At 64.9% G+C, this 26,336-nt stretch carries 27 protein-coding genes and 1 tRNA gene; 15 read left to right on the top strand and 13 right to left on the bottom strand.

The window, feature by feature from the left end; translation table 11 throughout:
• Positions 1-36: 36 nt before the first annotated feature.
• Together ACOXXX_RS08160 and ACOXXX_RS08165 are read right to left on the bottom strand one after the other, a co-directional pair.
• On the bottom strand, positions 37-777 hold the full coding sequence (locus ACOXXX_RS08160; RefSeq protein ID WP_422826068.1) for a Bax inhibitor-1/YccA family protein: 741 nt from the start codon (positions 775-777) through the stop codon (positions 37-39).
• A 205-nt stretch (positions 778-982) separates the two neighbouring features.
• A complete protein-coding gene (locus ACOXXX_RS08165; protein WP_422826069.1) occupies positions 983-1,198 on the bottom strand; it encodes a DUF1127 domain-containing protein in 216 nt (71 codons plus the stop codon).
• A 126-nt stretch (positions 1,199-1,324) separates the two neighbouring features.
• On the opposite strand from ACOXXX_RS08165, the gene ACOXXX_RS08170 reads away from it, so the two are divergent.
• On the top strand, positions 1,325-2,167 hold the full coding sequence (locus ACOXXX_RS08170; RefSeq protein WP_422826070.1) for a LysR family transcriptional regulator: 843 nt from the start codon (positions 1,325-1,327) through the stop codon (positions 2,165-2,167).
• Between the two features lie 11 nt (positions 2,168-2,178).
• Here the strand turns inward: ACOXXX_RS08170 and ACOXXX_RS08175 are convergent, their stop codons facing one another.
• Positions 2,179-3,141 (bottom strand): NADPH:quinone oxidoreductase family protein, encoded by a 963-nt coding sequence (locus tag ACOXXX_RS08175; protein WP_422826071.1) that lies wholly within the window; start codon positions 3,139-3,141, stop codon positions 2,179-2,181.
• Positions 3,142-3,431: 290 nt separating this feature from the next.
• Between ACOXXX_RS08175 and ACOXXX_RS08180 the strand changes: the two genes are divergently transcribed.
• From ACOXXX_RS08180 to ACOXXX_RS08195, 4 genes are all read left to right on the top strand, one after another.
• Entirely contained in the window at positions 3,432-3,803 is a 372-nt protein-coding gene (locus ACOXXX_RS08180; RefSeq protein WP_422826072.1) for a helix-turn-helix domain-containing protein, read from the top strand.
• 54 nt (positions 3,804-3,857) lie between these two features.
• Complete coding sequence (hisN, locus tag ACOXXX_RS08185) at positions 3,858-4,658, top strand: histidinol-phosphatase (RefSeq protein ID WP_422826073.1); 801 nt, start codon at positions 3,858-3,860, stop codon at positions 4,656-4,658.
• Positions 4,659-4,774: 116 nt separating this feature from the next.
• Positions 4,775-6,109, top strand: coding sequence for an 8-oxoguanine deaminase (locus ACOXXX_RS08190; protein WP_422826074.1), 1,335 nt, complete (start codon positions 4,775-4,777; stop codon positions 6,107-6,109).
• 48 nt (positions 6,110-6,157) lie between these two features.
• A complete protein-coding gene (locus ACOXXX_RS08195) occupies positions 6,158-6,580 on the top strand; it encodes a CAP domain-containing protein (protein WP_422826075.1) in 423 nt (140 codons plus the stop codon).
• Positions 6,581-6,619: 39 nt separating this feature from the next.
• Here ACOXXX_RS08195 and guaD read toward each other — a convergent pair whose 3' ends face one another.
• Entirely contained in the window at positions 6,620-7,924 is a 1,305-nt protein-coding gene (gene guaD / locus ACOXXX_RS08200) for a guanine deaminase (RefSeq protein ID WP_422826076.1), read from the bottom strand.
• A 142-nt stretch (positions 7,925-8,066) separates the two neighbouring features.
• Here guaD and mgtE point away from each other — a divergent pair, with 142 nt between their 5' ends.
• Both mgtE and ACOXXX_RS08210 read left to right on the top strand, forming a co-directional pair.
• Positions 8,067-9,464 carry a magnesium transporter gene (gene mgtE, locus ACOXXX_RS08205; RefSeq protein WP_422826077.1) on the top strand — a complete coding sequence of 466 codons (1,398 nt, stop codon included), beginning with the start codon at positions 8,067-8,069 and terminating at the stop codon, positions 9,462-9,464.
• Entirely contained in the window at positions 9,461-10,024 is a 564-nt protein-coding gene (locus tag ACOXXX_RS08210; RefSeq protein ID WP_422826078.1) for a 5-formyltetrahydrofolate cyclo-ligase, read from the top strand. Before mgtE ends, ACOXXX_RS08210 begins: the two co-directional genes overlap by 4 nt.
• Here the strand turns inward: ACOXXX_RS08210 and ACOXXX_RS08215 are convergent.
• Positions 10,021-10,887 carry a helix-turn-helix domain-containing protein gene (locus ACOXXX_RS08215; protein WP_422826079.1) on the bottom strand — a complete coding sequence of 289 codons (867 nt, stop codon included), beginning with the start codon at positions 10,885-10,887 and terminating at the stop codon, positions 10,021-10,023. The two genes, ACOXXX_RS08210 and ACOXXX_RS08215, sit on opposite strands and share 4 nt — an antisense overlap.
• A 109-nt stretch (positions 10,888-10,996) precedes the next feature.
• On the opposite strand from ACOXXX_RS08215, the gene ACOXXX_RS08220 reads away from it, so the two are divergent.
• On the top strand, positions 10,997-11,920 hold the full coding sequence (locus tag ACOXXX_RS08220; protein ID WP_422826080.1) for a fatty acid desaturase: 924 nt from the start codon (positions 10,997-10,999) through the stop codon (positions 11,918-11,920).
• 20 nt (positions 11,921-11,940) lie between these two features.
• A complete protein-coding gene (locus ACOXXX_RS08225; RefSeq protein ID WP_422826081.1) occupies positions 11,941-12,843 on the top strand; it encodes an EamA family transporter in 903 nt (300 codons plus the stop codon).
• A gap of 342 nt (positions 12,844-13,185) precedes the next feature.
• Here ACOXXX_RS08225 and ctaD read toward each other — a convergent pair whose 3' ends face one another.
• Entirely contained in the window at positions 13,186-14,859 is a 1,674-nt protein-coding gene (ctaD, locus tag ACOXXX_RS08230) for a cytochrome c oxidase subunit I (RefSeq protein ID WP_422826082.1), read from the bottom strand.
• A 358-nt stretch (positions 14,860-15,217) separates the two neighbouring features.
• On the opposite strand from ctaD, the gene ACOXXX_RS08235 reads away from it, so the two are divergent.
• The gene (locus ACOXXX_RS08235; protein WP_422826083.1) at positions 15,218-15,439 is read left to right on the top strand and encodes a hypothetical protein; all 222 of its coding nucleotides are present in this window, start codon (positions 15,218-15,220) and stop codon (positions 15,437-15,439) included.
• 146 nt (positions 15,440-15,585) lie between these two features.
• On the opposite strand, the gene ACOXXX_RS08240 is transcribed toward ACOXXX_RS08235, so the two are convergent.
• On the bottom strand, positions 15,586-17,472 hold the full coding sequence (locus ACOXXX_RS08240) for a PhoX family protein (protein WP_422826084.1): 1,887 nt from the start codon (positions 17,470-17,472) through the stop codon (positions 15,586-15,588).
• Positions 17,473-17,699: 227 nt separating this feature from the next.
• Entirely contained in the window at positions 17,700-18,383 is a 684-nt protein-coding gene (gene lipB / locus ACOXXX_RS08245) for a lipoyl(octanoyl) transferase LipB (RefSeq protein ID WP_422826172.1), read from the bottom strand.
• Positions 18,384-18,671: 288 nt separating this feature from the next.
• Between lipB and ACOXXX_RS08250 the strand changes: the two genes are divergently transcribed.
• From ACOXXX_RS08250 to ACOXXX_RS08270, 5 genes are all read left to right on the top strand, one after another.
• Positions 18,672-20,372, top strand: coding sequence for a peptidoglycan-binding domain-containing protein (locus ACOXXX_RS08250; RefSeq protein WP_422826085.1), 1,701 nt, complete (start codon positions 18,672-18,674; stop codon positions 20,370-20,372).
• A gap of 197 nt (positions 20,373-20,569) precedes the next feature.
• Positions 20,570-21,526 (top strand): diacylglycerol/lipid kinase family protein, encoded by a 957-nt coding sequence (locus tag ACOXXX_RS08255; protein ID WP_422826086.1) that lies wholly within the window; start codon positions 20,570-20,572, stop codon positions 21,524-21,526.
• On the top strand, positions 21,523-22,329 hold the full coding sequence (locus ACOXXX_RS08260) for a metallophosphoesterase family protein (RefSeq protein WP_422826087.1): 807 nt from the start codon (positions 21,523-21,525) through the stop codon (positions 22,327-22,329). The genes ACOXXX_RS08255 and ACOXXX_RS08260 overlap by 4 nt, the downstream gene beginning before the upstream one ends.
• A gap of 112 nt (positions 22,330-22,441) precedes the next feature.
• A tRNA-Leu gene (locus ACOXXX_RS08265) sits at positions 22,442-22,527 on the top strand.
• A 69-nt stretch (positions 22,528-22,596) separates the two neighbouring features.
• The gene (locus tag ACOXXX_RS08270; RefSeq protein WP_422826088.1) at positions 22,597-23,139 is read left to right on the top strand and encodes a hypothetical protein; all 543 of its coding nucleotides are present in this window, start codon (positions 22,597-22,599) and stop codon (positions 23,137-23,139) included.
• 331 nt (positions 23,140-23,470) lie between these two features.
• Here the strand turns inward: ACOXXX_RS08270 and ACOXXX_RS08275 are convergent, their stop codons facing one another.
• The 5 genes from ACOXXX_RS08275 to ACOXXX_RS08295 all read right to left on the bottom strand — a co-directional run bounded on the left by ACOXXX_RS08275 (position 23,471) and on the right by ACOXXX_RS08295 (position 26,269).
• The gene (locus tag ACOXXX_RS08275; RefSeq protein WP_422826173.1) at positions 23,471-24,253 is read right to left on the bottom strand and encodes a heparan-alpha-glucosaminide N-acetyltransferase; all 783 of its coding nucleotides are present in this window, start codon (positions 24,251-24,253) and stop codon (positions 23,471-23,473) included.
• An 11-nt stretch (positions 24,254-24,264) separates the two neighbouring features.
• Positions 24,265-24,444 carry a hypothetical protein gene (locus tag ACOXXX_RS08280; protein WP_422826089.1) on the bottom strand — a complete coding sequence of 60 codons (180 nt, stop codon included), beginning with the start codon at positions 24,442-24,444 and terminating at the stop codon, positions 24,265-24,267.
• Positions 24,445-24,603: 159 nt separating this feature from the next.
• On the bottom strand, positions 24,604-24,873 hold the full coding sequence (locus tag ACOXXX_RS08285) for a hypothetical protein (protein ID WP_422826090.1): 270 nt from the start codon (positions 24,871-24,873) through the stop codon (positions 24,604-24,606).
• Between the two features lie 7 nt (positions 24,874-24,880).
• Entirely contained in the window at positions 24,881-25,189 is a 309-nt protein-coding gene (locus tag ACOXXX_RS08290) for a hypothetical protein (protein ID WP_422826091.1), read from the bottom strand.
• A gap of 747 nt (positions 25,190-25,936) precedes the next feature.
• On the bottom strand, positions 25,937-26,269 hold the full coding sequence (locus ACOXXX_RS08295; protein WP_422826092.1) for a hypothetical protein: 333 nt from the start codon (positions 26,267-26,269) through the stop codon (positions 25,937-25,939).
• Positions 26,270-26,336 lie beyond the last annotated feature (67 nt).

The following is a 26,336-nucleotide window of genomic DNA, read 5'->3' on the forward strand; positions in this document are numbered from 1 at the left end:
GAGGACCGGCCCTTTGGCTTTGAACATGCGTTCCGCTTATTCGCGGTTGCCGAGCAATTGCAGCAGGAACATGAACATGTTGATGAAGTCGAGGTACAGGTTCAGCGCGCCCATGATGGCGGCCTTGCCCAGCCATTCGCTGTCACCATGCGCGGCATGCTCCAGGTAGGTGTTCTTGATCTTCTGCGTGTCATAGGCGGTGAGGCCCGCAAAGATCAGCACACCGAGGATCGAGATCGCGAACATAATCGCGGGCGACCCGAGGAAGATGTTGATGATCGACGCCACGATCAGGCCGATGACGCCCATGATCAGGAACGATCCCCAGCCGGAAATGTCCTTTTTCGTGGTGTAGCCCCAGAGCGACAGGCCCGCGAAGGCGATCGAGGTCACCAGGAACACCTGCGCGATCGAGAAGCCGGTGAAGGCCACGAAGATCCAGCTCAGGCTCAGGCCCATGACGGCGGCGAAGGCGTAAAAGAACGTCTGCGCGCCGGCGGCGGACAGCTTGTTGATCATCGCGCCGAAGGCAAAAACCATGATCAGCGGTGCGAACATGACGATCCAGCCCAAGATGTTGGGCTGCAGCGTTGCGGGATCGCGGAAGACGGACAGCAGTTCAGGGCTGGTGCCCACCGCCCAGGCCACGGCGAATGTCAGCAGCATGCCAATGGACATGGTGCTGTAGACCTTGTTCATATGGGTGCGCAGACCCTCATCAATCTGGGCGGTGCGCGCGCCTGCGGCACCCGTCCGGATCGTATTGTATTCAGCCATTGAAGCCTCCGAAATAACCATGCGTATCGGGAATACCGACCTATGGGCAAGATATTGGCAGACGGGGGCGCATTTTCAACCTTTTCCGTCAGGATTTGCGCGGGAATCGACGCTTTTTGCGGTGTTTCGCCGCCTCTGAACACACTGTTGCCAATCACGCGACGCCGGGGCTGTCCGGCGCCGCGTGGCGCAGGCGTATCGGAGATCAGTCGTGCCAGGTGGCCGGGGCATCCCAGAAGCCGCGCGCGGTTTCGCGGCGGATGTCGTGATCGCTCAGGCCAAGGTCGCGGCGCAGATGTGGATCAAGTGCTGCCAACTGGCGCCGCTGGCGGGCCAGAGCGGCAAAGTTCAGCAGGGTCGCCAAAATACCGCCACGGCGGCGCGGGCTGTGGCTGGGGGCATGTGACTGGATATAGGCCATGGATGATCTCCTTCAGGCTTCGTGATGCTTAGAGTGCTTGGTATCTTCGTTGTTGATGAATATGGCTGCCTGTGATCTATATGTGAAACGAATGTTATTGACCTCTGCCATCACGGGGAGTGATGAATGCGAAATCTCGACGTCACCACGCTGCGGTCCTTCGTCGCGGTCGCCGATTCCGGCGGCGTGACCCGCGCCTCGGGCTTTCTGAATCTGACCCAATCGGCGGTGTCGATGCAGCTCAAACGGCTCGAAGAGGCGCTTGACCTGCAACTTCTGGAACGCTCGGGCCGTGGGGTCGCGCTGACCGCGGCGGGCGAGCAGCTGTTGACCTATGCCCGCCGGATGGTCAGCCTCAACGATGAAATCTACGCCCGGCTGACCGATCAGGCCTTTGAGGGAGAGATTCACTTCGGTGTGCCCGAGGATATTCTTTACCCCGTCGTGCCCCGGGTCCTGCAGACCTTTCACGCCAGCTTTCCGCGCATGCAGGTGCATCTGACCACGTCGAACACGCTGCAACTGCTCCAGCGTTATGGCCGGGGCGAGGTCGACATCATCCTGACGACGGAAGAGGAAAGCCACGGCGAGACCCTGCATGAAACGCCGCTGCGCTGGCATGGCGCACCCGGCGGCAGCGCCTGGAAGCAGCGCCCGCTGCCCTACGCGCAGGCCCGCATCTGCGCCTTCCGCCCGGCGGTGATCCGGCGGCTGGATGCGGCGGCGATCCCGTGGTTCCAGGTGATCGATTCCGACAGCGACCGCAGCATCGAGGCGACGGTGAGCGCCGATCTGGGCGTCGTGGCCCTGCTCGAAGGGCACGCGCCGCCGCAGCTGGTGGCCATCGACACCGGCGATGCGCTGCCCGATCTGGGCACGATGAAGATCAACCTGCACGCAGATCAGGCCAAGGGCGAACCGGTGCGGGCGCTGGCCGACATGGTGCGCAGCGGGTTCGCCGCGCTCTAACGCGGCCGCGGTCAGTCGATCGTGATCACCACCTTGCCGGTGGACTTGCGCGACCGCAGCAGGTCCATCCCCTCCGCCGCCTGCTCAAGCGGCAGCACATGGCTCACGTGCGGTTTGATCCGTCCGGCCTGATGCCAGTCCATCAGCGTCGCCAGACTGCCGGTCAGCACCTCGGGGCGGAAACTCAGATAGCCGCCCCAGTATACACCGAGGACCGAGATGTTCTTGACCAGCAGGTGATTGGCCTTGATCTGCGGCACCTCGCCGCTGGCAAATCCGATGGGCAGGATGCGTGCCTCGGGGCGGCAGGCGCGGAATGCGGCGGTGAACTGTTCGCCCCCCACCGGGTCATAGACCACGTCGGCGCCGCCAAGCGCGCGCACCGCCTCGCGGATATCCTCGGTACGGGCGTCGATCAGGTGATCGGCCCCCGCCGCCTTGGCCGCCTCGAGCTTGTCCATCCCGCGCGCGCAGGCGATGACCTTGGCGCCCATCAGCTTGCCGATCTCGACCGCCGTCAGCCCGACACCGCCCGCGGCCCCCAGCACCAGCAGGTTTTCCCCCTGCTGCAGCCGCGCGCGATGCTCCAGCGCCACGTGGCTGGTGCCATAGGCGATCTGAAAGGCTGCGGCGGCCGTCATGTCCATGCCGTCGGGCAGTTTCACCGCGCGGACCGCATCGAAACAGCCCATCTCGGCCAGCCCGCCCTGGCCGCCAAAGACCGCGACCCGATCACCTTTGCTATAATCTGTGACACCCTCGCCAAGCGCATCGACGGTGCCCGCCACCTCCATTCCAAGCGTGAAGGGCAGGGGCGGCGTGTCCTGATACGTGCCCGACTGCATCAGCAGGTCGGCGAAGTTCAGACCGCAGGCCTTGATCGCCACGCGAATCTGTCCCGGGCCCGGTTCAGGCACCGGAACGTCAGCAAGAACGGGTGGTTGGTCGTGGTTGGAAACCTGAAAGGCGCGCATGGCATTCTCCGTCTTGGGACTTCGGCAGTAAGGCGGCAGAGCGACATGGAGTCAAATCGTTAGAGGCCGTCCTTGACGCGAGCCGGGCTGGTGCAAACGGCCCGCAAAACTCGCCTTATGGGGGAATCGGTCGCGACCGATTCAGCGTCTGGGTATGTATTTTCTTGCGTCCCTTGACATATCCGATGTAGCTTCCGCTCACACACGGGGCACGGGACCGGTCAACGCAAGTTGTCGCTATGGTAATGTGGATGTGCCCGATGACCAGTTGCATCTGAAGGATATACGCGATGACCCACCATGTAGACGTACACGTCGGCAAGCGCATCCGCCACCGCCGGTGGCTGGTTGCGATGACCCAGCAGCAGCTGGCGGAACGCGTGGGCATCAAGTTCCAGCAGATCCAGAAATACGAAACCGGTGCGAACCGCGTCAGCGCCTCGCGGCTTTGGGACATCGCCGAGGCGCTTGATGTGCCGGTCAGCTTCTTCTTCGAAGGGATCGAGGAAAAGGTCGCGCAAGAGGCCCAGAACGAGGCGGTGCCCGCCGATCTCATGGGCGACAAGGAAGCGCTGGATCTGGTGCGGTCCTACTATGCCATTCCGGAAAACCAGCGGCGCCGCCTCTTTGAACTGGCCCGGGTCCTGTCGGACGTGGCTTGAGCCTGATCCCGGTCCGCGCTAGCAGGCCTTAGGTGCCAGCAGCAGGAGCCCGGGATGACACGCCTTTCGGACAGCGATGCAGCCGACGCGCTGCGCACTGCGCACCGCCTTGCCGATGCGGCACGCGCGGCGATCCTGCCGCATTTCCGTGCCATCGGGCTCTCCGCCGACAACAAGCTGGCCGATGGCTTTGATCCGGTGACGGTCGCGGACCGCGCCGCCGAAGAGGCGATGCGCGATATCCTTGCCGCCGACCGCCCCGACGATGGTATCCTGGGCGAGGAATTCGGCCACCAGCCCGGCAGCAGCGGTCTGACCTGGGTGCTTGACCCCATCGACGGCACGCGCGGTTTCATCAGCGGTACGCCCACCTGGGGCGTGCTGATCGCGCTGTCCGATGCGAACGGGCCGTTTCTGGGCATCGTCGACCAGCCCTATATCGGTGAACGCTTTGTCGGCGGGGTGGGGCAGGCGGCCTGGACCGGGCCGCAGGGTGGCGGCGCGCTGCGCACCCGTCAAACGCAGACCCTTGAGGACGCGGTGCTGTTCACCACCTTCCCCGAGGTTGGCACCCCCGATGACCGCCGCGCCTTTGAACGGGTGGCCGCCGAGGTGCGGCTGACTCGTTACGGCGTGGATTGTTACGCCTATGCGCTCTTGGCGATGGGGCAGGTCGATCTGGTGATCGAGGCGGGGCTGAACGCCTACGACATCCAGGCGCCCATCGCGGTGATCGAGGCGGCAGGCGGCATCGTCACCGACTGGCAGGGCGGGCCCGCGCATGACGGCGGGCGCGCGCTTGCCGCCGCCACCCCGGCGCTGCATGCGGCGGCACTGGCGCGACTTCGGGGCTGACAAACAGGCACCAGCACGCTACACACGGCGCGCCGGACGAGTCCTTCGACCCTTTTCTGTCGTCCGGCGGCAGACTTCACACCGAAAAGGGCGCAAGCTGGTGTGTGGAGACTGCGATGTCCGACTTTCTGATCCGAAATGCGCGCACCGTCCTGACCATGGACGACGACAGCCGCGAACTGACCGATGTGGACATTCACGTCCGCGACGGCGTCATTGCCGAAATCGGCCGCGACCTGCCCGCAGGGCCCGAGGTGATCGAGGCGTCGGGATGCGTCGTGACGCCGGGGCTGGTGAACACCCATCACCACCTTTACCAAAGCCTGACCCGCGCGGTGCCGGGCGGGCAGGACGCTCTGCTTTTCGGCTGGCTGCAGACGCTCTACCCGATCTGGGCGCGCTTCGGCCCCGAAGAAATCTATACCTCGACCCTGACCGGCCTTGCGGAACTGGCGCTGTCGGGCTGCACGCTGACATCCGATCATCTTTACCTTTATCCCAATGGCGCGCGGCTGGATGACAGCATCGCCGCCGCGCGCGACATCGGACTGCGGTTTCATCCGACGCGCGGCGCGATGAGCATTGGTGAAAGCGACGGCGGCCTGCCGCCCGACAGCCTGGTCGAGAAAGAGGCCGCGATCCTCGAGGATTGCATCCGGGTCATCGACGCCTTCCACGACCCCTCGGACGGCGCGATGCTGCGGGTGGGGGTTGCCCCCTGTTCGCCGTTTTCCGTGAGCCGCGAGCTGATGCGCGACGCGGCACGTCTGGCCCGCGACAAGGGCGTGATGCTGCACACCCATCTGGCCGAAAACGACGAGGATATCGCCTATAGCCTGGAAAAGTTCGGCTGCCGCCCGGGACAATATGCCGAGGATCTGGGCTGGACCGGCGACGATGTCTGGCATGCGCATTGCGTAAAGCTCGACACGCAAGAGATTGATCTTTTTGCCAGAACCCGGACCGGCGTGGCGCATTGCCCCTGTTCGAACTGCCGCCTTGGGTCGGGCATCGCCCCGGTGCGCGCGATGCGCGACGCGGGCGTGCGGGTGGGCCTGGGCGTGGACGGATCGGCCAGCAACGACACCGGCAACCTGGTGGCCGAGGCGCGCCAGGCCATGCTCTTGCAACGGGTGAGCCGGGGGGCCGATGCCATGAGCGCGCGAGAGGCGCTTTGGATCGCGACGCGCGGCGGGGCGCAGGTGCTGGGCCGCGACGACTGCGGGCAGGTGGCGGTGGGAAAGCGCGCCGACCTTGCGCTGTGGGATGTCACCGGCATCGACAGCGCAGGCAGCTGGGACCCCGCGGCGATGCTGCTGGCGGGTCCGATGAAGGTGCGCCACCTGCTGGTCGAAGGGCGGCAGATCGTCCGCGACGGCGCGATCCTGAGCATCGATCTGCCCAAAACCGTATCCGCGCAAAACAGGCTGGCGCATCGTCTGGCAAATTGAGTACCGTCACCGCGAGATTTTCTGACCCGGATAGGACAGGAGCCTGCCATGCGGTTGTTGTGTATTGTGATTCTGATGCTGGCGTCGGTGGTGCGCGCAGACCCGATTCCCGGCGCCACCGAGATGCTGAACGGGTTCCGGGCGGGGCAGGGCCGCGCCGCGCTTCAGATGTCGGCAAAGCTGCAGCAAATGGCGCAGAACCATGCCGACGATATGGCGCGGCAGAACTATTTCTCGCACCGTGGCAAGGACGGGTCGGGCCTGCGTCAGCGTGCCCGGCGGGTGGGCTACAAGCATTGCAAGCTGGCCGAGAACATCGCCATGGGGCAGACCAGCGTCGATGAGGTGATGAACGCCTGGGCCGGTTCCACGGGACACCGCCGCAACATGCTGCTGCGCCGGGTGAAGGAATTCGGCCTCGCACGCGCGCCGGGCGATATCTGGGTGATGGTGCTGGGCCGGTCGTGCTGAGGTTTCGCGCGCGAAACTTCTGATCGTACGATCAAAGGGTTAAGCGGCGTTAACCATGGTCTTCGGAGCGCCGCCCACCCAGACCGCGCGGATCGCCCGGTCATCCCCCATCATGATCGTCGGAAAAAGCGACTCCCAAATATCCTCGGCTTCGGCGTGGCGCTGCGCGATGGCGGGAGTGGAGGCGAGGTCGACCGCGATGATGTCAGCCTCCATCCCCGGGGCCAGGTTGCCGATCCGGTCGCCCAGATGCAGCGCGCGGGCCGACCCCTGCGTGGCCAGCCACCACAACTGCGCCGGATGCAGGGCGGTGCCGCGCAGCTGGCCGATCTCGTAGGCGGCGGCCATGGTGCGCAGCATCGAAAAAGACGACCCGCCGCCGGTGTCGGTGGCAAGCCCGACCCGCTGCCCCGCGGCCATCAGCCCCGCCATGTCAAAGAGACCTGAGCCGATGAAGGTGTTCGAGGTCGGGCAGTGCACCAGGGCGGCGCCGACCTCGGCCAGGCGGTCCTTTTCGCGCGGCTCCAGATGGATCGCGTGGCCGTAAAGACCGCGCGCGCCCAGCAGGCCGTGGGATTCGTAAGTGTCGAGGTAATCGCGCGCCCCGGGATAGAGCGATTTCACCCAGTCGATCTCGTCGGTCTGTTCGCTCAGATGCGTCTGCATCAGGCAGTCGGGGTGTTCGGCCCAGAGTGCGCCAAGCGCTTCGAGCTGTTCGGGGGTCGAGGTGGGCGAGAATCGCGGCGTGATCACGTAAGACAGCCGGTCGACCCCGTGCCAGCGGCCAAGCAGCGCGCGGCTGTCGTCATGGGCCGATTGCGCGGTATCCCGCAGCCCGTCCGGGGCGTTGCGGTCCATGCAGGTCTTGCCGGTCAGCATCCGCAGGCCGCGCGCCTGCGCCTCGGCAAAGAAGGCATCGACGCTGGCGGGGTGAATGGTGGCGAAAGAGCAGACGGTGGTGGTGCCGTGCGCGGTGACCAAATCGAAATACCGCGCGGCGATGCGGGCGGCGTAGTCGGGATCGGCAAAGCGCATCTCCTCGGGGAAGGTATAGCTGTTGAGCCAGTCGATCAGGCGCTTGCCCCAGCTCGCGATCATCGCGGTCTGCGGGTAATGCGCATGGGCATCGACGAATCCGGCGCTGAGCAGGGCATTGCCGCAATCCACCACCCGGGCCTGCGGATGCGCGGCGCGCAGGTCGGGGCCGTGGCCCACCTCGGCAATGATCCCGTCGCGGATCAGCACGCCGCCGCGGCTGTCGTGAACTGCGGCTTCCGGCCCGTCGGCGAAGGGCGAGGCGGCAAAGCGCAGGGTCTGCCCCAAAAGCAGCGTGGCGTGTGTCATTCCGCGCGGTGTCCCCATCTGATGCCGAAGGAGGCATGCACCTGCCGGCCCGGCGGATCAAGGGATTTTGTGGGCGAAGGCGGTTGCACGGGCGCAGGCTTCTTCTATGGTCCGCGAGGATGCGACGTATGGAGGGCCAGGCATGACCGAAGAGACCGAAACGCTGGCCCCCGAAGACACACGCGAAGACGACGACGCCTATGCGCTCGACCGTCGGGCGGTGGCGGCGATTCTCTATGCGGTGGATATCGAGGATCGCGAAAAGCTCGTCGAGCTGATGGAGCCGCTGCACGCGGCCGACATCGCCGACCTTCTGGAACAGATCAACGCCTTTGACCGGATGCGGCTGATCAAGCTTTACGGCAAGGAATTCGACGGCGAGATCCTGACCGAGCTGGACGAATCGATCCGAGAGGAGGTCATCGGGCTTCTGAACCCCGAGGTGCTGGCCGACGCTGTGCGCGAGCTTGACAGCGACGACGTGGTCGACCTGCTCGAGGACCTTGAGCAGGACCGGCAGGATGCGATCCTCGAAGTGCTGGAAGACAGCGACCGTGTCGCGGTGCAGCAATCGCTGACCTATCCGGAATATTCCGCCGGCCGCCTGATGCAGCGCGAGGTGGTGATGGCGCCCGAACACTGGAACGTGGGCGAAGCCATTGATTATCTGCGTAATTCCGACGATCTGCCGGAGCAGTTCTACCACATCGTGCTGGTCGATCCGCGGCTGCGGCCCATCGGCAACGTGCCGCTGGGCACGCTGATGTCGTCGCGGCGCGAGGTGATGCTGAGCTCGATCGTGTCGGACACGTTCCACGTCATCCCGGTGACGCGCTACGAAGGCGACGTGGCCTATGCCTTCAACCAGTACCACCTGATCTCGGCCCCCGTGGTGGACGAGAACGAGCGTCTGGTGGGGGTGATCACCATCGACGACGCCATGGCAGTGCTGGACGAGGAGCATGAGGAGGACATCCTGCGCCTGGCGGGGGTGGGCGAGGAAAGCTCGCTCTCGGATTCGGTCTTCGAGACGACGAAACAGCGGTTTCCCTGGCTCGCGGTGAACCTGGTGACGGCGGTGCTGGCGTCGTTGGTGATTTCACAGTTCGAGGCGGCGATCGCACAGGTCGTGGCGCTGGCGGTGCTGATGCCCATCGTGGCCTCCATGGGCGGCAATGCGGGCACGCAGAGCCTGACCGTGGCGGTGCGGGCGCTGGCCACCAAGGACCTTACCGGGTCGAATGTCTGGCGGGTGATCCGGCGCGAGGTGATGGTGGGGCTGATCAACGGGCTGGCCTTTGCGCTGGTGATGGGGATCATCGGGATCCTCTGGTTCGGATCGGCCTACCTGGGTTACGTGATCGCGGCGGCCATGGTGATCAACCTGGTGGTGGCGGGGCTGGCGGGTACGGCGATTCCGGTGGTACTGGAAAAGATCGGCGTCGATCCGGCGCTGGCGTCGGGGGCCTTCGTGACGACGGTGACGGATGTGGTGGGCTTTTTCGCCTTTCTGGGCCTGGCCGTTCTGGTGCTCTTGTGAGCCTGGAGGCGCGCAAGGCGCAGGCGCGGCAGGCGGCCTTTGCGCGGCGCAAGGCCGCGCATGCGCTGGACGACGGATGCTGCTCTTCCGCCCTGTCGGGCGTCCTCGCCGGGTATCGCGGGGTGCCGCTGGCGGGCTACATGGCGATGCGGACCGAGATCGACCCGCTGGCCGCGATGGAAGAGGCGGCGGCGCATGGCCCGGTGGGCGTGCCGGTGATCACCGGCAAGGGCCAGCCGCTGACCTTCGCACGTTGGGTGCCCGGCGGCGCGATGGTCGACGGCACCTTCGGCGCGCAGGTGCCCGCCGAGATGGCGCTGATGGAGCCTGAAATCCTGGTCGTGCCGCTGGTGGCGTTTTCCCGCGCGGGGGGGCGCCTGGGCTATGGCGGCGGGTTTTACGACCGCACGCTTGAGCAGCTGCGCGCGCGCCGCGCGACGCTGGCCATCGGCTTTGCCTATGCCGCGCAGGAGGATCCGGACCTGCCGCTGGAGCCGACCGATCAGCCGCTGGACATGGTGGTGACCGAAGAGGGCGTGATCGAGGTCGGCAAGGTCTAGCCCGGCATATGCGCCTGCCGCAGCGCGCGCAGATGCGTGGGCAGGTCGCGGGCCGACACCGCCGCCTCGCGCACCAGGTGATCGAAGTGATCGGTAAAGGCGGCGATCCGCACGGTATCGCGGAAGGCCACGTAGTTGCGGCCCAGGTAGAGCACGGCGAGCAGCGGCCCGAAGACCGTGACCGGCGCGGAAAAGAGCCGCCGCGCGTCATAGAGATAGAACCGCAGCCGGGGATAGAGCGTGTCGTTGAGACGCAAGAGGTGGTCGATCTGGCCCGCGCGGATCGCGGCGGGCAGATCGGCGTAATATCCCGTCGCCTCGACAAAGCTGCTGAGCTCGTACAGCGGCAGGGCGATTTCATAGTCCGAGGTCGAACGGCGCATCCAATCCAGCCGGTCGGCAGAGGCGTTGATCGCCTGTTCGGCGGTGCGCCCCAGATGCGGCGCGTATTCCCAGCGCAGCATCTCTTGGGTCTTGAGCATGTCCGGCAGGCCCGCGGGCACGTGGCGGATCTTGTAGCCCGCCGCCTCGCGGTGCCAGGCGAAGATCTGTTCGTCGACCAGCGCCCGGGGCGCTTCGGTCAGCGACAGGGAGTTGGCCAAGAGATCGGTCGCACTTTCGGGCCGGTCCGACAGGCCCAGCAGCCAGTCCGCCGACACGCCAAGCGCCGCGGCGCAGCCCCCCACCACATGCGCATTGGGCAGTCGCGCGCCGTCGCCGCTGAGCAGTTGCGAGATGGTGGAGCGATCCACCTGCGTCTGCCGCGCAAGGGCGCTTTGGCTGGTGCCGGTCTGCTCCATCGCGCGGGCAAGGCGGTCGCGGAAGAGCGTGGCGCGGGCGCGCTTGTCGATATTTTCCATCATGTGGTGATTATTATCACGGATGCTGACATTTGTTAATCAGATACGGAATGTCCGACCGGGTCCTAGCCCCGCTATAGCGATGTCATAAGACACAAGAAACGGGACAGCGATGGGAACGAAACGGGTTGGCCTTGGCTGGCAACGGTGGCGCGCGGTGGAATGGCCGACGCTGGGACTGCTGACGCTTTGCTATGCGACATGGATGCTGGGCACGACCTGGGCGGTCGCTTGGTCACTGCCGCTTGCCATGATCGCGGTGACGCTGGCCACGGCACTGCACGCGTCGCTGAGCCACGAGGCGCTGCACGGGCATCCGACGCAGAACCCGGTGCTGAATGCGGCGCTGGTGTTTCCGGCGCTGTCGGTCACGGTGCCCTACCTGCGGTTCCGCGACACCCATCTGGCGCATCACGTCGATGCGATCCTGACCGATCCCTATGACGACCCCGAAAGCAACTATCTTGACCCGAAACACTGGGCGGCCCTGCCGCGCTCGCAGCGGCGGGTGCTGGGCTTCAACAACTGCCTTGCGGGGCGGTTGCTGGTCGGGCCGGTGCTGGGGCAACTGGCCTTCATGCGCGACGATCTCGCGAGGATCCGGGGCGGCGATCACCGTGTGCTGGCGGGATGGCTGTGGCACATCCCGGCGTTGGCGCTGGTGCTGTGGTGGATGGGGGCGGTGGCGCAGATGCCGCTTTGGGCCTGGGGCTTGAGCGTCTATGCGGCGCTGTCGATCCTGAAGATCCGCACCTTTCTGGAGCATCAGGCGCATGAGCGGGCCCGGGGCCGCACCGTGGTGATCGAGGATCGTGGCCCGCTGGCGCTGATCTTTCTCAACAACAACCTGCACGTGGTGCATCACATGCATCCCAAGGTGCCGTGGTATCGTCTGCCGGCGCTCTATTTCGGCAACCGCGACCGGTATCTGAGCCGCAACGACGGCTATCTCTACCGGTCCTATGCGCAGGTCTTTGCACGGCATTTCTGGCGGGCCAAGGACCCGGTGGCGCATCCGCTCTGGCCAAAGCCGTGACGGCGCGCCATTAGAGGCGGATGGAGCTTTGGATCATCGTCTCGGTCGCGGCGGCGTTCTTTCAGACGCTGCGGTTCATGCTGCACAAGCTGCTGAGCATGGGCACGCTGTCGACCGCCGGGTCGACCTTTGCGCGCTTTGCCTATGCGGCGCCCGCCGCGTGGCTGCTGATCGGCGGCTATCTGTGGCTGGGCGATGTGCCGGTGCCGTCGCTGTCATGGGCCTTCTGGGCCTATGGCTGGAGCGGCGCGCTGGGGCAGGTGCTGGCGACGCTGTGCGTGGTGGCGCTGTTCCGGCAGCGCAACTTTGCCGTTGGCATCACCTTCAAGAAGACCGAGGTCATCCAGACCGCGCTGGTGGGCCTTGTGGTGCTGGGCGAGCATGTGTCGCTCGCTGGTTGGGGCGCGATTGCCATCGGGCTGGTGGGGGTGTTGCTGCTGTCCGACACACCCGGCCTGACCGGGCACTGGTGGCAGCGGATCGGTAACCGCGCGGTTGCGCTGGGGCTGGCCTCGGGCTTTTTCTTCGCAATCTCGGCGGTGGGCTATCGCGGCGCGTCGCTTGAGATCGGCGATCCGGACCCGCTGGTGCGGGCGGGGGTGACGCTGGTTTGTGTGACGACCAGCCAGACGCTGGCCATGGCGCTGTGGCTGTGGCTGCGCGAGCCGGGGCAGCTGAGCGCGGTCTGGGGGGCAAGGCGCACGGCCGTATGGCTGGGGCTGACGTCGATGGCGGGAAGCCTGTCGTGGTTCACCGCCTTCACGCTGCAGACCGCGGCCTATGTGCAGGCGCTGGGGCAGGTGGAGCTGATCTTTTCGCTGATGGCCAGCGTATTTTTTTTCCGTGAACGCATTACCCGGCGCGAACTGGCGGGGATCGGGTTCCTGACCCTGTCGATCCTGGTTCTGGTGGTGGCGATCTGATGACGGGCCGCCGCCTGGGCCCGCTGGCTTGGCGGGGGCGCTGCGCGGCAAAAAAATGACCCCGCCATTTGTCATGGCGATCTGACGGCTGAAGCGAAACGATTCTGTAGCAGATCCGCGCGGAATAGAGGCGGCCAACGGCCGCAGCCGCGCAGCGCCCGTCCGCCCCCCGGGCGGGCGCTTTGCTGATGTACTATGAACATTCGCAGGGTCTTCGGGGACGAGGGGATAAAGTACGCCGTTCCATGGTCGCTGCGCCCACCCGCGGACGGGCGCTGTGCGTCCAAAAAAAGACCCCGGACAAAGCCGGGGTCTTTTGCATTTCTCTACAGGAGCACCCGCCTAGTGCGCGTGGCCCTTGTCCCAGTCCTCGCGCTTGGGCAGCTGCTCGAACGTGTGCTCGGGCGGCGGCGAGGGCAGGGTCCATTCCAGGGTGTCCGCATATTCGTTCCACGGGTTGTTCTGCGTGACCCGGGGGCCCGAGCGCAGCGCGTAGACCATCACGCCGAAGAAGAACAGGAACGACGCGAAGGACAGGAAGGCGCCCCAGCTCGACACGTAGTTCCAGGTGGCGAAGGCCTCCGGATAGTCGATGTAGCGGCGCGGCATGCCCTGGCGGCCCAGGAAGTGCTGCGGGAAGAAGGTGATGTTGGCACCGATGAAGAAGGCCCAGAAGTGCAGCTTGCCCGCCCATTCCGGGTACATCCGGCCGGTCATCTTGGGGAAGTAGAAGTAGATCCCCGCGAAGATCGCGAACACGGCCCCCAGGCTCATCACGTAGTGGAAGTGCGCCACGACATAGTAGGTGTCATGGTAGGCGCGGTCGATGCCGGCCTGGCTGAGCACGATGCCGGTCACGCCGCCCACGGTGAAGAGGAACAGGAAGCCGAAGGCCCAGAGCATCGGCGTCTTGAACTCGATCGAGCCGCCCCACATCGTCGCGATCCACGAGAAGATTTTCACCCCCGTCGGGACCGCGATGACCATTGTCGCCAGCATGAAGTAGGACTGCTGCGTCAGCGACATGCCCACGGTGTACATGTGGTGTGCCCAGACGACGAAGCCGAGCGCGCCGATGGCGATCAGCGCCCAGACCATGGGCAGGTAGCCGAAGACCGGCTTGCGGCTGAAGGTGGCGATGACGTGGCTGATGATGCCAAAGCCCGGCAGGATCACGATGTACACTTCCGGATGGCCGAAGAACCACAGGATGTGCTGGTACAGCACCGGATCGCCGCCGCCAGCGGGATCGAAGAAGGTCGTCCCGAAATTACGGTCGGTCAGAAGCATGGTGATGGCACCCGCCAGAACCGGCAGGCTCAGCAGGATGAGCCACGAGGTCACGAAGATCGACCACGAGAACAGCGGCACCTTGAAGAGGGTCATGCCCGGTGCGCGCATGTTGAGGAAGGTGGTGATCATGTTGATCGCCCCCAGGATCGACGAGGCGCCCGAGACGTGCACCGCGAAGATCGCGAGGTCCATCGACATGCCGCCTTCGCGGACCGACAGCGGCGGGTAAAGCACCCAGCCCACGCCGGAGCCCAACTGGCCGTTGCCGCCGGGCGAGAAGACCGAACAGATGGCGAGCGTGGAGCCCGCGACATAGAGCCAGAACGACAGGTTGTTCATCCGCGGGAACGCCATGTCGGGCGCGCCGATCTGCAGCGGCATGAAATAGTTGCCGAAACCGCCGAAGAGCGCCGGAATGACCACGAAGAACATCATGAGGATGCCGTGGCCGGTGATCAGCACGTTCCAGAGATGGCCGTTGGGCGTGCATTCCCCGGCGGCTGCCGCGGTCATGCGCGCGCCTTCCATGCACATGTACTGCACACCCGGCTCCATCAGTTCGAGCCGCATGTAGACTGTAAAGGCCACCGACACGAAGCCGACGAAAGCCGAGACAATGAGATACAGGATCCCGATGTCCTTGTGGTTGGTGGACATGAACCAGCGGGTGAAGAAACCGCGCTGATCCTCGTGTTCGTGGCCGTGAATGGCGGCGTCTGCCATATGTGCCTCCAGCTGTTGTGTGTCTTGTGGAACCGCGAGGCATGCCGCGGGCCCATAAAGTTCCCTATACCGGTTTTAGGGGGATGTGCGCGCAGCGGCAATGATCGGTTTTGACGCAGAGCCAACATAATTGTCGCAGCGGGCCGGTTTGCGGGGCCGGCCTGCGACCTTGGTCCCAATGCGGGTGGCTTGCGTGGCTGTCCATTGCGATTCGGACGATTCGCCCGGCGGTCCGGGGCTTTGAGTCGAAGTCGGGAAAACCGGACTTCGCGTCATCCGTTTTCGGATGTATGGTGAGGGTATTGAAAAGACCTCCTCGCTGCGGGGACGGAGGCATATTTGTATTTGGAGAAGCGACATGGCCTATTTCGACCTGTCCGACGCTGCTGCCCGGAGACCCGGGCCTGCCGCGGGCCTGCGATTTCTGCGCAGACTGTTCGACACCCCCTTTGATCGCCGGAGCCGCGAAATTGCCCGGCAGCTGGACGCGCTACGCGCCCTGAGCGATGCGGAACTGGCGCAGCGCGGCCTTGCGCGGGACGAAATCGCGTTGCACGTCTTTGGCTGTCGGCAGCGCTGAAAAATGGTCTGGAAACAGGGTCTTCCGGCGCGGTCCTGATGTTCCGTGCCGGAGTGTCCATCCCCCGCTTGCCGCCGACGCGGCCGCGGGTGGTGCGCGGCGCGCCCCGGCCTCTCCCCCGGGGCGCGCCGCCTGATCCTTGTCGGTCAGCCGATCATCGCATTGTCGCTGCGCTTGATCACCACGATCGAGGACCGCGGCAGCACGCCTTCGCCGTCGGGGAAGGGCGCGTCGGGGTGCTGGATCCCGGCAAAGAGCGAACGCAGGTCCGACGACCAGGTGATGCCTGTGACCTCGGACCCTTTCGGCCCGGTCATGAAGCGTTCGATCACGCCCGAGGCCGGGTCGCCCACCAGCATCTGGTTGTTGCCCATGCCGGCAAAGTCGCCTTCGTTGCTGTCGTCGCCGTCGGTCTGGATCCACAGAAGGCCGCGGGTGTCGAACATCATGCCGTCGGGCGAATTGAACAGGTTGCCCGCGTTCACGTTTTCCGATCCGGCATAGGCGTCGTCGTGCACCTCGGGGTTGCCCGCCATCACGTAAAGGTCCCATTCGAAGACATCCGAGGCGTGGTTGTCTCCGGCAGGGTACCAACGCACGATCTGGCCGTATTTGTTGGCCTCACGCGGGTTGGGGCCACCCACGGGCGTTTCGTCGCCACCGGCATTGGGCTTGAGTCCGCGGTTCTTGTTGTTGGTCAGGGCACAGTAGCCTTCGACCGACACCGGGTTCACGGCGACCCATTCGGGGCGGTCCATGGTGGTGGCGCCGACCTTGGACGCGGCCATGCGGGTGAAGACGTGGATTTCAGCCGTGCTCATGCCCGTGGCATCTTCGGTCAGCGGGGCCCAGGTGCCGGTGCCGTCGTCGTTGAAGATCGCCGCGTAAAGCGTGCCGTCGTCCAGCAGGGTCGAGGTGTCGCCGCCTGCGCTGTAGGTGCCGGTGGAGACGAATTTATAAAGGAACTCGCCGCGTTCGTCGTCGCCCATGTAGACCACGACACGGCCATCGGGGGCCAGGGCACAGGCGGCGTTTTCATGCTTGAACCGGCCCAGGGCGGTGCGCTTGACCGGGGTGGACGCGGGATCGGCGGGATCGATTTCGACCACGTAGCCGGCCCGGTGGGGTTCGTTGGGGTTCTTGCTGACGTCGAAACGGGCATCGAATTTTTCGTAATCGTAGCGCGAATCGTGCCCGATGCCGTAGCGGGCGTATCCCTCGGGCAGGGTCGCCTCGGGGTCGGTGGAGCCGAAGTAGCCGTTGAAGTTTTCCTCGCAGGTCAGGTAGGTGCCCCAGGGCGTCTTGCCCGCGCCGCAGTTGTTGAAGGTGCCCAGGCTTTTCGTGCCGGTTGGATCGGCCTCGGTCTTGAGCAGATCGGACCCGGCGGCGGGCCCGGACAGGCGCATCGGCGTGTTGTGGTGAATGCGGCGGTTCATGGGGCTGTCCACGACGATGGCCCAGCCGTCGTCGCCTTCGGCGACTTCCATCACCGTGACCCCCTGCAGGTTCATCAGCTTCTGCGCATCCTCGGCCGAGGTCACGTCACCGCCGGTCTGCGGCAGGTTGATGTCTGGATTGACGTATTCGTGGTTCACCGCGATGAGCTGGCGGCCGCCGACGGTGAAAAGCTCCATCCCGTCGGTGTTTTCGCCAAAGACCTTGTCGGACGAGGCGAGATCGATGCCGGTGGCGGGGTCGAACGGGGCCGCGTCGGAAAACAGCGGATCGCCCCAGCGCGCCAGCGTCGCCCAGCCGTAGCCCTCGGGCACGTGCACGGTTGCGTCGGTGAAGGCCGGGATCGGGGTGAAGCCCATGCGGCTGGCGGCGGTCTGCGCCCGGGCGCTGGTCGCCCCCATCAGCGATGCGGTGCCCATGACGGCGGCACCCGACCCGAAGGCCAGCACGCCGCTCAGAAAGCCGCGGCGCGACAGGGCGCGGTCGACCACCGCGTCGAAATCGGTGGCCTCGGGGCGCGGGCTTTTCAGTTCGTCCCATTCGTCCCAGCTGAGGTGGCGGGTATCATTGTCGTTCATTGCTCGGTCTCCGTGATATCTGGCGAGATGACAGCGTGTCGGGCCTTCGCTAGGCCGCGCCAGCAACAAATCTGCGACCGCAGGGTAAGAGTTTTGTGACAGTCAAGGAACCGTGTAGAGGGCACGCGGTCGGGGGGCGTTGGCGGATCGCCCGCGGGGCGATACGAGAGACGCTGTCTCTCGTGCTCTCTGGAGGTATTTTGCCAAGAAGAAGAGGGGGGCGCAGGTCAGTCGCCGAAGACCTGCGCAAAGCCGCGCCGCAGTGCCACATCCACATCCGCCATCGTCACCGGCAGGCCGAGGTCGACCAGGCTGGTGACGCCGTGTTCGGTGATGCCACAGGGCACGATGCCCGAAAAATGCTCCAGATCCGGTTCGACGTTGATCGAAATGCCGTGAAAGCTGACCCATTTGCGCAGGCGGATGCCGATGGCGGCGATCTTGTCGTCTTGCACGGTGCCGCGCGGTGACAGCGGTTTGTCTGGGCGTTCCACCCAGACGCCGACGCGGCCGTCACGGATGTGGCCGGTGACGTTGAATTCCGCCAGCGCGGCGATCACCCAGGCCTCGAGATCGCGGACAAAGCCGCGCACGTCGCGTCCGCGATTGCCGACATCCAGCATGACATAGGCCACGCGCTGGCCGGGCCCATGATAGGTATACTGGCCGCCGCGCTTGCTGGCATGCACGGGAAAGCGGTCCGGGTCGGTCAGATCCTCGGGCCGGGCCGAGGTGCCCGCGGTGTAAAGCGGCGGATGCTCGATGAGCCAGATGCACTCGTCTTCCGTGCCTGCCGCAATGGCGGCCGCGCGCGCCTCCATGAAGGCGACGGCGCTGTCATAATCGGTCAGCCCGTCGGATGTGATCCAGTCCACCAGTGGTTCGACCCCTTGGCTTTGGGCGCGTGCGATCTGCGGCCCCGAGACGCCGTTGTGGCGCAACCGGCGACCCGCTGCAAGAGAGCGGGGGATGCGCCGCGGGCACAGCGGCCTCCTGATCGGTCCCCGCGGGATCTAGGCCCGGAAATCGAAAACAACACCGGGCTTTTGCCGGTATTCGACCCACTTCCCGGTGAAATTCCATCTTTTGTTGACAGCTCAATCGGAGTCGGTGGAAAGTCATTGGATATTGGGCGGGTGACGACGCCATTCATCCTGGTCGAGCCATCATTTCCGTTCGTGTTCAGTTGGAGATAAGATATGTTGAACAAAAGAATTCTGAGCGTCGCGGTGGCGACAAGCCTTGCGCTGACGCCGCTGCCGGTCATGGCCAACGACGCGCTGATCGGCGGAATCGTGGGCGGAATCATCGGCGGCGCCATTTCCAACAGCAATCAGCGCAGCACGAAGAAGGTCTACAAGAAAAAGACCTATACCAAGAAGCGCGCCGCATCCCCGGTGAACACCGCTGCCCGGCAGGCCAATCGCGAAACCCAGACCGCGCTGAACTATTTCGGCTTCAATGCGGGCACGCCCGATGGCGTGATGGGCCGCAAATCGCGCGCGGCCACATCGGCCTTCCAGGCGCATCTGGGCTATTCCCCGACCGGGCAACTGACGCAATACGAACGGGATTTCCTGATTTCGTCCTATTACCGCGCGCAATCGGGCGGGCCGACGACGGCGCAATTGATCGCGTCCAATCCGCAGGGCGTCCGGGGATTGCTGACCGTCTACCGCGATGAACAGATCAACGGCGTTGGCAGGTCGGCGACGGCGTCGATCGGCGGACACTATGGATTGCCCAGCGTCGTGGCGGCGGCGGTCAACGAGATCGCCAAGAGCTCTGACCCCTCGGCCGAGCAGTTGGTGCAGCGCTCGGGCTTCATCCAGCTGGCCGATATCAACGGTGATGGCAAGACCGACTACGTGCTCGACACCTCGGTCACCGGCAGCGCCTTCTGGTGCAACGCGCAAAGCTGTTCGGTGCGGGTCTTCGCCTCCACGCCCGAAGGGTACGAGCGCAACGATTTCCAGGCGTTCAACGTGACGCCCGCGATGTTCACCTGCATTCGTGGCACCTGTTCCAAGTCCGACGCGCCGACCACCCAGATGGCGCAGGCGCCGGTTGCGCCGCAGATGGGGGCCGAGCCCAAGACCCAGATGGCGTCGCTTGGTACGCCGGTGCCGTCCGCCCAGCCGGTGGTGAAGGCGCAACCGCAGGCGGCGGCCGCGGCTCCGGCGATCCCGAACTTCTTTGGTGGCGGCGACACCGCGGCGCGGTCGCTGGCGTCGCATTGCAACACGGTCAACCTGCTGACCTCGACCAACGGCGGGTTCATCAACGCGTCCAACATCACCGACCCGGAGCTGGCGCTGAGCGAACAGATGTGCCTGACCCGCACCTATGCCATCGCCCAGGGCGAGGCGCTGATGGCCAAGGTCGACGGGGCCACGCCCGCGCAGATCGCCGCGCAGTGCAAGGGGTTTGCGCCGCTGCTGCAAGAGCATGTGTCGGCGGTGTCGCTGCAAAGCCGCGAAGAGGTGCTGCGCGGCGTGTCGGGCTTTGTGCTGAGTTCGGGCATGTCGCCCGAGCAGCTGGAATCGACCGCCAAGATCTGCCTGACCTCGGGCTACAAGACCGATGACATGACTGTCGCCGTCGGGTCGGCGCTGCTGCTGGTGGCGCTGGGTCAGTCGGCCTATTCGGAACTTCTGGGCCATCACCTGAGCCAGGGCTTCGGGGCGACGAACCGCAACGATCTGGCGCTGGCATGGTACACGCACGCGCTGGACGGTCAGGCGCGCGGCGAGGCGGCGGTCTTTGCCCCCGGCCAGCCCGAGCGGATGGACCTGATCCAGTCCGCGTCGATGATGCTGAATGGCAATTCCGCCGCAGCGCCGACGGCGGCCGCGACACCGGTTCCGGCCGGGCTGCCGGTGTTCACCGTTTCGGAATAAGGCGTCAGACATCGGTCGGGAAAGGGGCAGGGTGACCTGCCCCTTTTGTTTTGGAATATGTTTTGCGAGGCATCGCAAGCCCTTGCCGGTCTGATGGCCGGTGCGGCGACGCGACTGCTCTGGTGACGGGAACCACTGCCGCTCCGCTCACGTTGGACCATGTGCGTCGCAACCCGCACCAACCAGCGAGGAGCGGTATGACCAAATCTTTCAGTGATAACGGGCTCAAGGCCCCGGAGCCGGCCATCAATAGCCGGATTTGTGTCTTGCTCAACACGGCATCGGGCAGCGACGACAAGGACGAAGTGACGGAGCACCTGCGCGCCGCCTTTGACCGCTACCCCGGACGGTTCGAACTGCGTCAGCTGAGCAAGGGAGACGGCGTTGGCGCCGCCTGCATGAGCGCGCTCAAGGACGGATTCGGCACCATCGTCGCCGGTGGCGGCGACGGCACGATTTCTGGCGTGGCGGCGCAGATGGCAGGCAAGGGTCGGGTCATGGGCATCCTGCCGCTGGGCACGTTCAACTTCGTCGCCCGGGGGCTGGGCATCCCCGAGGATCTGGAAGAGGCGGTCGAGCTCATTGCCAACGGCACGCCGCGCGCCTTTCCGGTGGGCGAGGTCAACGGGCAGGTGTTCCTCAACAACGCGAGCCTTGGCATCTATCCGCAGGTTCTCAAGGAACGCGAAGGCGTCTACAAGCGCTGGGGCCGCAGCCGGATCGCCGCGCACTGGTCGGTCTTGCGGACCTTCATGAAATTCCAGGTGCCCGAGCGCATGCGCGTGCATGTGGGCGGGAAGGAAATCCGCGCCAAGACGCCGCTGGCCTTTGTCGGGCGCAGCGCGTTTCAACTCGAACATTTCGGGCTCGAAGGGGTGGATTGCGTGCGCAGCGGGGCGTTTGCGCTTTATCTCGCGCCCGATTGCACGCGCTGGCAGCTGCTGCTGCGCGCGCTGCGTCTGGCCGGCAAGGGCATGAACGCGGGCCGCGATTTCGAGCTGATCTGCAGCGACGAGATTGAAATCGAGACCACGCGCCCGCGCCAGACCGTGGCGATGGATGGCGAACGGTTCGTCATGTCGGGGCCGTTCCGGTTCAAGATGCTGCCCGATGCGCTGCGGGTGCTGGCCCCGGAACCGCAGGACGGCGCATGAGCCGGATCGTGCACCTGTCGGATTTGCATTTCGGTCGCGACCGGCCGGACCTGCTGCGCCCGCTTCTGGCCTATGTGAACGGGCTGAAGCCAGACCTGGTGCTGGTGTCGGGCGACCTGACCCAGCGGGCGCGGCACAGCCAGTTCCGCGCCGCGCGCACCTTCTTCGACCATCTGGAAGCGGACGTGCTGGCGGTGCCTGGCAACCATGATACGCCGCTTGACAACCTCTGGGTGCGGCTTTTGCGGCCCTGGTCGCGCTTCCGCCAGCATATCGCTGCCGAGCTTCAGCCGTGCGAGGCCGGGCCGGATTACACGGTGGCGGGGATCAACACCGCCGATCCCTGGGCCTGGCAGCGGGGAAAGCTGCGCAGCTCCGGCCTGCGCCGGGCATGCCGGTTCCTGAGCGCGCAAACCTCGGACGAAAATGTGGGCATCGTGATGATGCATCACCCGCCCGAACACGAAAAGGACGAGAAAAAGCGCCTCATGCGCGGGTCCCAGGCGGGGTTGGCCAGGCTGAGCGATTGCGGCGCGGACGTGGTGCTGTGCGGACATCTGCACAGCTGGCGGGTGGCGCCCTTCACGGCGCAAAGGTCGGTGTTGCTGGTGCAGGCGGGCACGGGGCTTTCGACCCGCCATCGGGGCGCGCCCAACGATTTCAACCTGCTGGACATTGCCCACAGCGAGGTCAACATCGAACGCCATGCCACGGACCCGGATGCGATCGAATTCAGCCGCCTGTCGACGGGCCGGTTTCGCAAGCGCGACGGGCTTTGGGAAACGCTGGACGACACGGTCTGAGCCTGCGCCGAGGTGTGCATCGGCCGGCTGGTGACGGCATCGGTTTTTCGCTTATTTCCCCCTTCACAAGGCATCCGCTGTCGTCTATACGCGGCGCACCAAGTCAGGACGTGCGGTCGTGGCGGAATGGTAGACGCGCAGCGTTGAGGTCGCTGTGGGGTAACACCCGTGGAAGTTCGAGTCTTCTCGACCGCACCAACTTTTCTTCCTGAAAAATCAAAAACATCAGGAAAGCAAGGGCTTCTGCCTTGTGTTTTGTCACACTGATTGTCGAACCTGCGGGGGGTGACACCAGGGTTTGGTGATGGCGAAGACGAAAACTCCGGGGACGATCCTGCGGGGGAAACCTATTACCCGAACGTGAAGACTCCCAAATCCCACCGTGCCCACTATCGCGGCAAAGAGGATCTCCGAGAATCCCTGCGCAGGTCCGACCCGGCGACCGCCACGGCGCGGCCGGAGATCATCCGGGCCACCCGCCGGGCCGACCGGGAGCACGATGATCGACGCAAGGACCTTGATCGCCTCGTCCAGGCGCTCCGCCCCAAGGATCGGACGATCTTCAAGGCCGCAGGCGGGCTGGAGGGGCTCTTGCGTCGGTTCGAGGCGGGGCAGGTCGCCCGGCGCTTCGTCGAGGCCGCTGCGCCTGTACGTCTGCCTGATGACGACGAGGACGACCGCGAGGATGATGTCCTCGAAGCGGACCTTGCCGCTCACCGGGCGCACCAGTTCTTCGAAGAAATCGACCTGGGCCGCCAACTTTTCGCGGCCCGGCGGACGGCCCATCGGGGCAACACCGGCCATGCCTGACCTACGTACACGCCTGACCTACGTATCTGACTGGTCCAGCGCGCACCGGTCGCGGCGGGTACCTGCATGCGGCGCGATGCATCTCTTCCTCACAGACCGTCAGCCATCAATCGTGCAAAACGTTCCCGGAGCGACGACAACGACCCTGGCTATCTGTACAAAACAGCGTCCGCGGTGACCTATGCGCTTTAGACTTACGATCAGATCATTCCGCTTTACGCGCCGTTCAGGCGCGTGATCGCCGGAGAGAAAGCAGAATTTCGCCGTCAGGTCGCGGCCATCTTTCCCCGTGCGGCTAGGGCTTTGGCGATGTGACGGTTAGCTGCGCAGATCACAACGGACCGCCGACGTAAAGCCAGACAAGGCCGATGAGAACCGGCTGGTGAACGAGATACACCACGAGGCTATGTCGGCCAGGCCAGGTCAGCAGAGCGACTGTCCGGTTATGGGGGATGGGCAGGTCAACCTGTGAAACCTGCAAGGCCTGCGCGGTCGCCATCCCCGCAAGGAAAGCCGCGATCCATGGCACGACAGGGATGAAGTCAAGCGACGGCGGGACAACGGAGGACAAGCCTGTCCAGGCGAGCCAGGGTGTGTGCACCAGACCGCCGCCCCATATGTGTTCCACAGCCAAGACGCCAAGTGCCAAGCCGCCCGTCAGCCAGAAAGGCGCGCGCAGGACCACGACCCCTGCGAGGCTGGCAAAGGCCACCGCATGCAGAATCCCGAAGAACACGAAGCGCTCCGGAAAGACCACGAACGTCGCCAGAGTGACGCCAAGCGCGGCCAACACGATGACGAGCAGCCGTTTCGCGTAAGCACCGGCCCGAAACCGGCTTTGATGCGCCAAGATCAGGCTCATTCCGGAAAAGAAAAGAAACGATCCCGCTATGATCCGCGCCGAAAGCGCCAAACCGCCGCTTTGTGTCGTTCCGGCCTGCAAAACGCCGAAGAGTTCGAGATCCCGTATGAGGTGAAAAACGATCATGCCCGCCAGCGCGAGCGTCCGTGCGGCATCCAGCCAGAGCAGCCGCGGCCGCGACAGTCCCGGGCCGCGACCATGCTCAAGCATGGTGCTCTGGGCCGCGACGAGGGTCGAGCCTGGTGCCTTCACCGACAACGGGCTCACCCGCCGTACGGCCACGCAAGGTTGAGGATGAAGAGCAGCACGAACAGGGTCACGAACTGCACCAGCGAGCGTTTTCCTTTCGAAATGCCATCGAATTGCGAAAGGTGATTGGTGCCATAGATCACGGCGCCGATGATTATCAAGCTGGCGATCATATGCGGAATATCCAATGTCATCTTTCAACTCCGTGCACAGGTTCGATTAAAAGGAACAAGAGCAGGCGGGCCGTTGGGGGCGGGTCGGCGTATCAGGACTGTTGTGTCGCGGACAGGCCATCTGCTGCTGACGTGATCAACGACGCACCTTTCCTTTGCCGCCCTATGAACCTTCTCTTGTCATTTGTCTTTTCGCCTCAGGGTCCGACATATCAGGGTGAGCAGAAGCAAGTTCACGGTCGGTGCCACGACGGCCACCCATGGCTTGAAGGCATCGGCCGCGCCACCTATCCAGAGCACCCAAGGCAGGCCCAGCGGCATCAGGAACACGCCTGCCAGAGGGTCTTGCTCCTGACCGAAGAGCCCGTAGGTTCCGATCAGGAGCAGGGTCAGCGCCACGAGGTAGAGCACCCCGAGGATCCGAACGATCCATGTGCAGGCGGTGGCCAAGCGATTGTCAGCAGTCTTCCGCCGGGACCATGACGACTCTTGAATAACGCCCGTCCGAGGTCGTGATCTCGGCGCAGGCGCCGGTATCGCGGTTGAACCAGTAGGTGGTAAGACCCTGGCTGCGGATCGGCTCGTAGCCCAGTGACATCAGACCGCCTTCGGCCTGGCCGGCGCGCGCGCCCTGAAACGACGTCACATCGGTCGAACTGCCGACGGACGGCGTGCTTTGCGGTGCTTGGGAACCGCTCTCTTCGACACAGGCGACAAGACCGAGCAGGCTTGCGCCCAAAACGATGGTTTTGATCGGCTTTTTCATGATTGATTTCTCCAGTTCATATAAAGATGCGTAAAATCTTCTGCTCTTAAGGTTACTCCGACGACGACGTTGAACGTCGATGGGCCGCTCCCGCGGTTCGTCACTTCGATCGTGTGAACTCCCGGTTGCCAGAGCTTGCTGCGAAGCTCTCATAAACGCAACTGCGGGTCGAACGGTCGGCCGTCCGGGGTGAACAGCCGCCAAGACAGGTCAAACGCCCGGATCCCGAGGCAACGATCCCTGGGTTTCTTTGGCATCCTTGTCCGTCCTCTTCGTGGCAGCCCTTGGCCAGCTCAAACACGACCGCGGAGCAAACCCCATCCGATGTCGTGATTTGCGCGCGTGTTCTGCTGGCACGATTGCAGCAAGGGGCCGTCGAACCGTCGCTGTCTATCGCCTCGGATCCGAGCGGTTCGAGGCCCCGCCCCAACAATTACGATCCTGCTATACGCGGCCGCGCCATCGGGAGGCTCTCGAATTCATCCCGGAAATGCGCCGCCGCTTCGTGCCCCTCGGCCTCGACATGGCGGAACAGATCCCACTACAGCGGGACGCCTCAGGCTGCCATTCCTACGTGCGACTTCCGCCTTCTGCACGACAACTCCCCGGTTGACCGGTGCGGGAGAGATTTTCGGGCGCGGCGCGTCTTGCAAGACGTGTCCTGACAGGCCGCCTTCCTTGCGCCGGAACCGGGTTTTTGCCGTCCCGAACGCGTCGCCACAGCCGTCGGCGGCGAAAAGGCGCACGTCAGGCTGCCCCTTCGCTGCCCATGAACATCACTTCCGCACCGCGGCCATCGTTCGAGACGAGGCAGCGCCACAGCGCGCCGTTGCTGACGACGCGGAAGAAAACAGCGGAGTTGGCCTGCGAAAACTCGCTGCCGACGGCCTGGACGGGGGCGCCGATCTGGCTTTGCATCGCGGTCTGGCAGGCGTCGAAGGCGGCTGCGCTCACCGATCCGTCGAAGGTGGTTCTGAACCCCTCGACGGGGGCAGGCGTCATCTGGCCGGTGTCTTCGACACAGCCGGAGAGAGACGCGATCGAGATGGCGGTCAGGGTCAACAGAGAAATCTTGGTCACAGCGTGTCCTTTTCGGTCGGGTGGGTCGGGCGGCGCTTGAACGCCATGCGGGCGACGCGGAAATGGC

The sequence above is a fragment of the Thalassococcus sp. BH17M4-6 genome (assembly GCF_049323015.1).
In the GTDB taxonomy this organism is placed as follows: Bacteria; Pseudomonadota; Alphaproteobacteria; order Rhodobacterales; family Rhodobacteraceae; genus Puniceibacterium.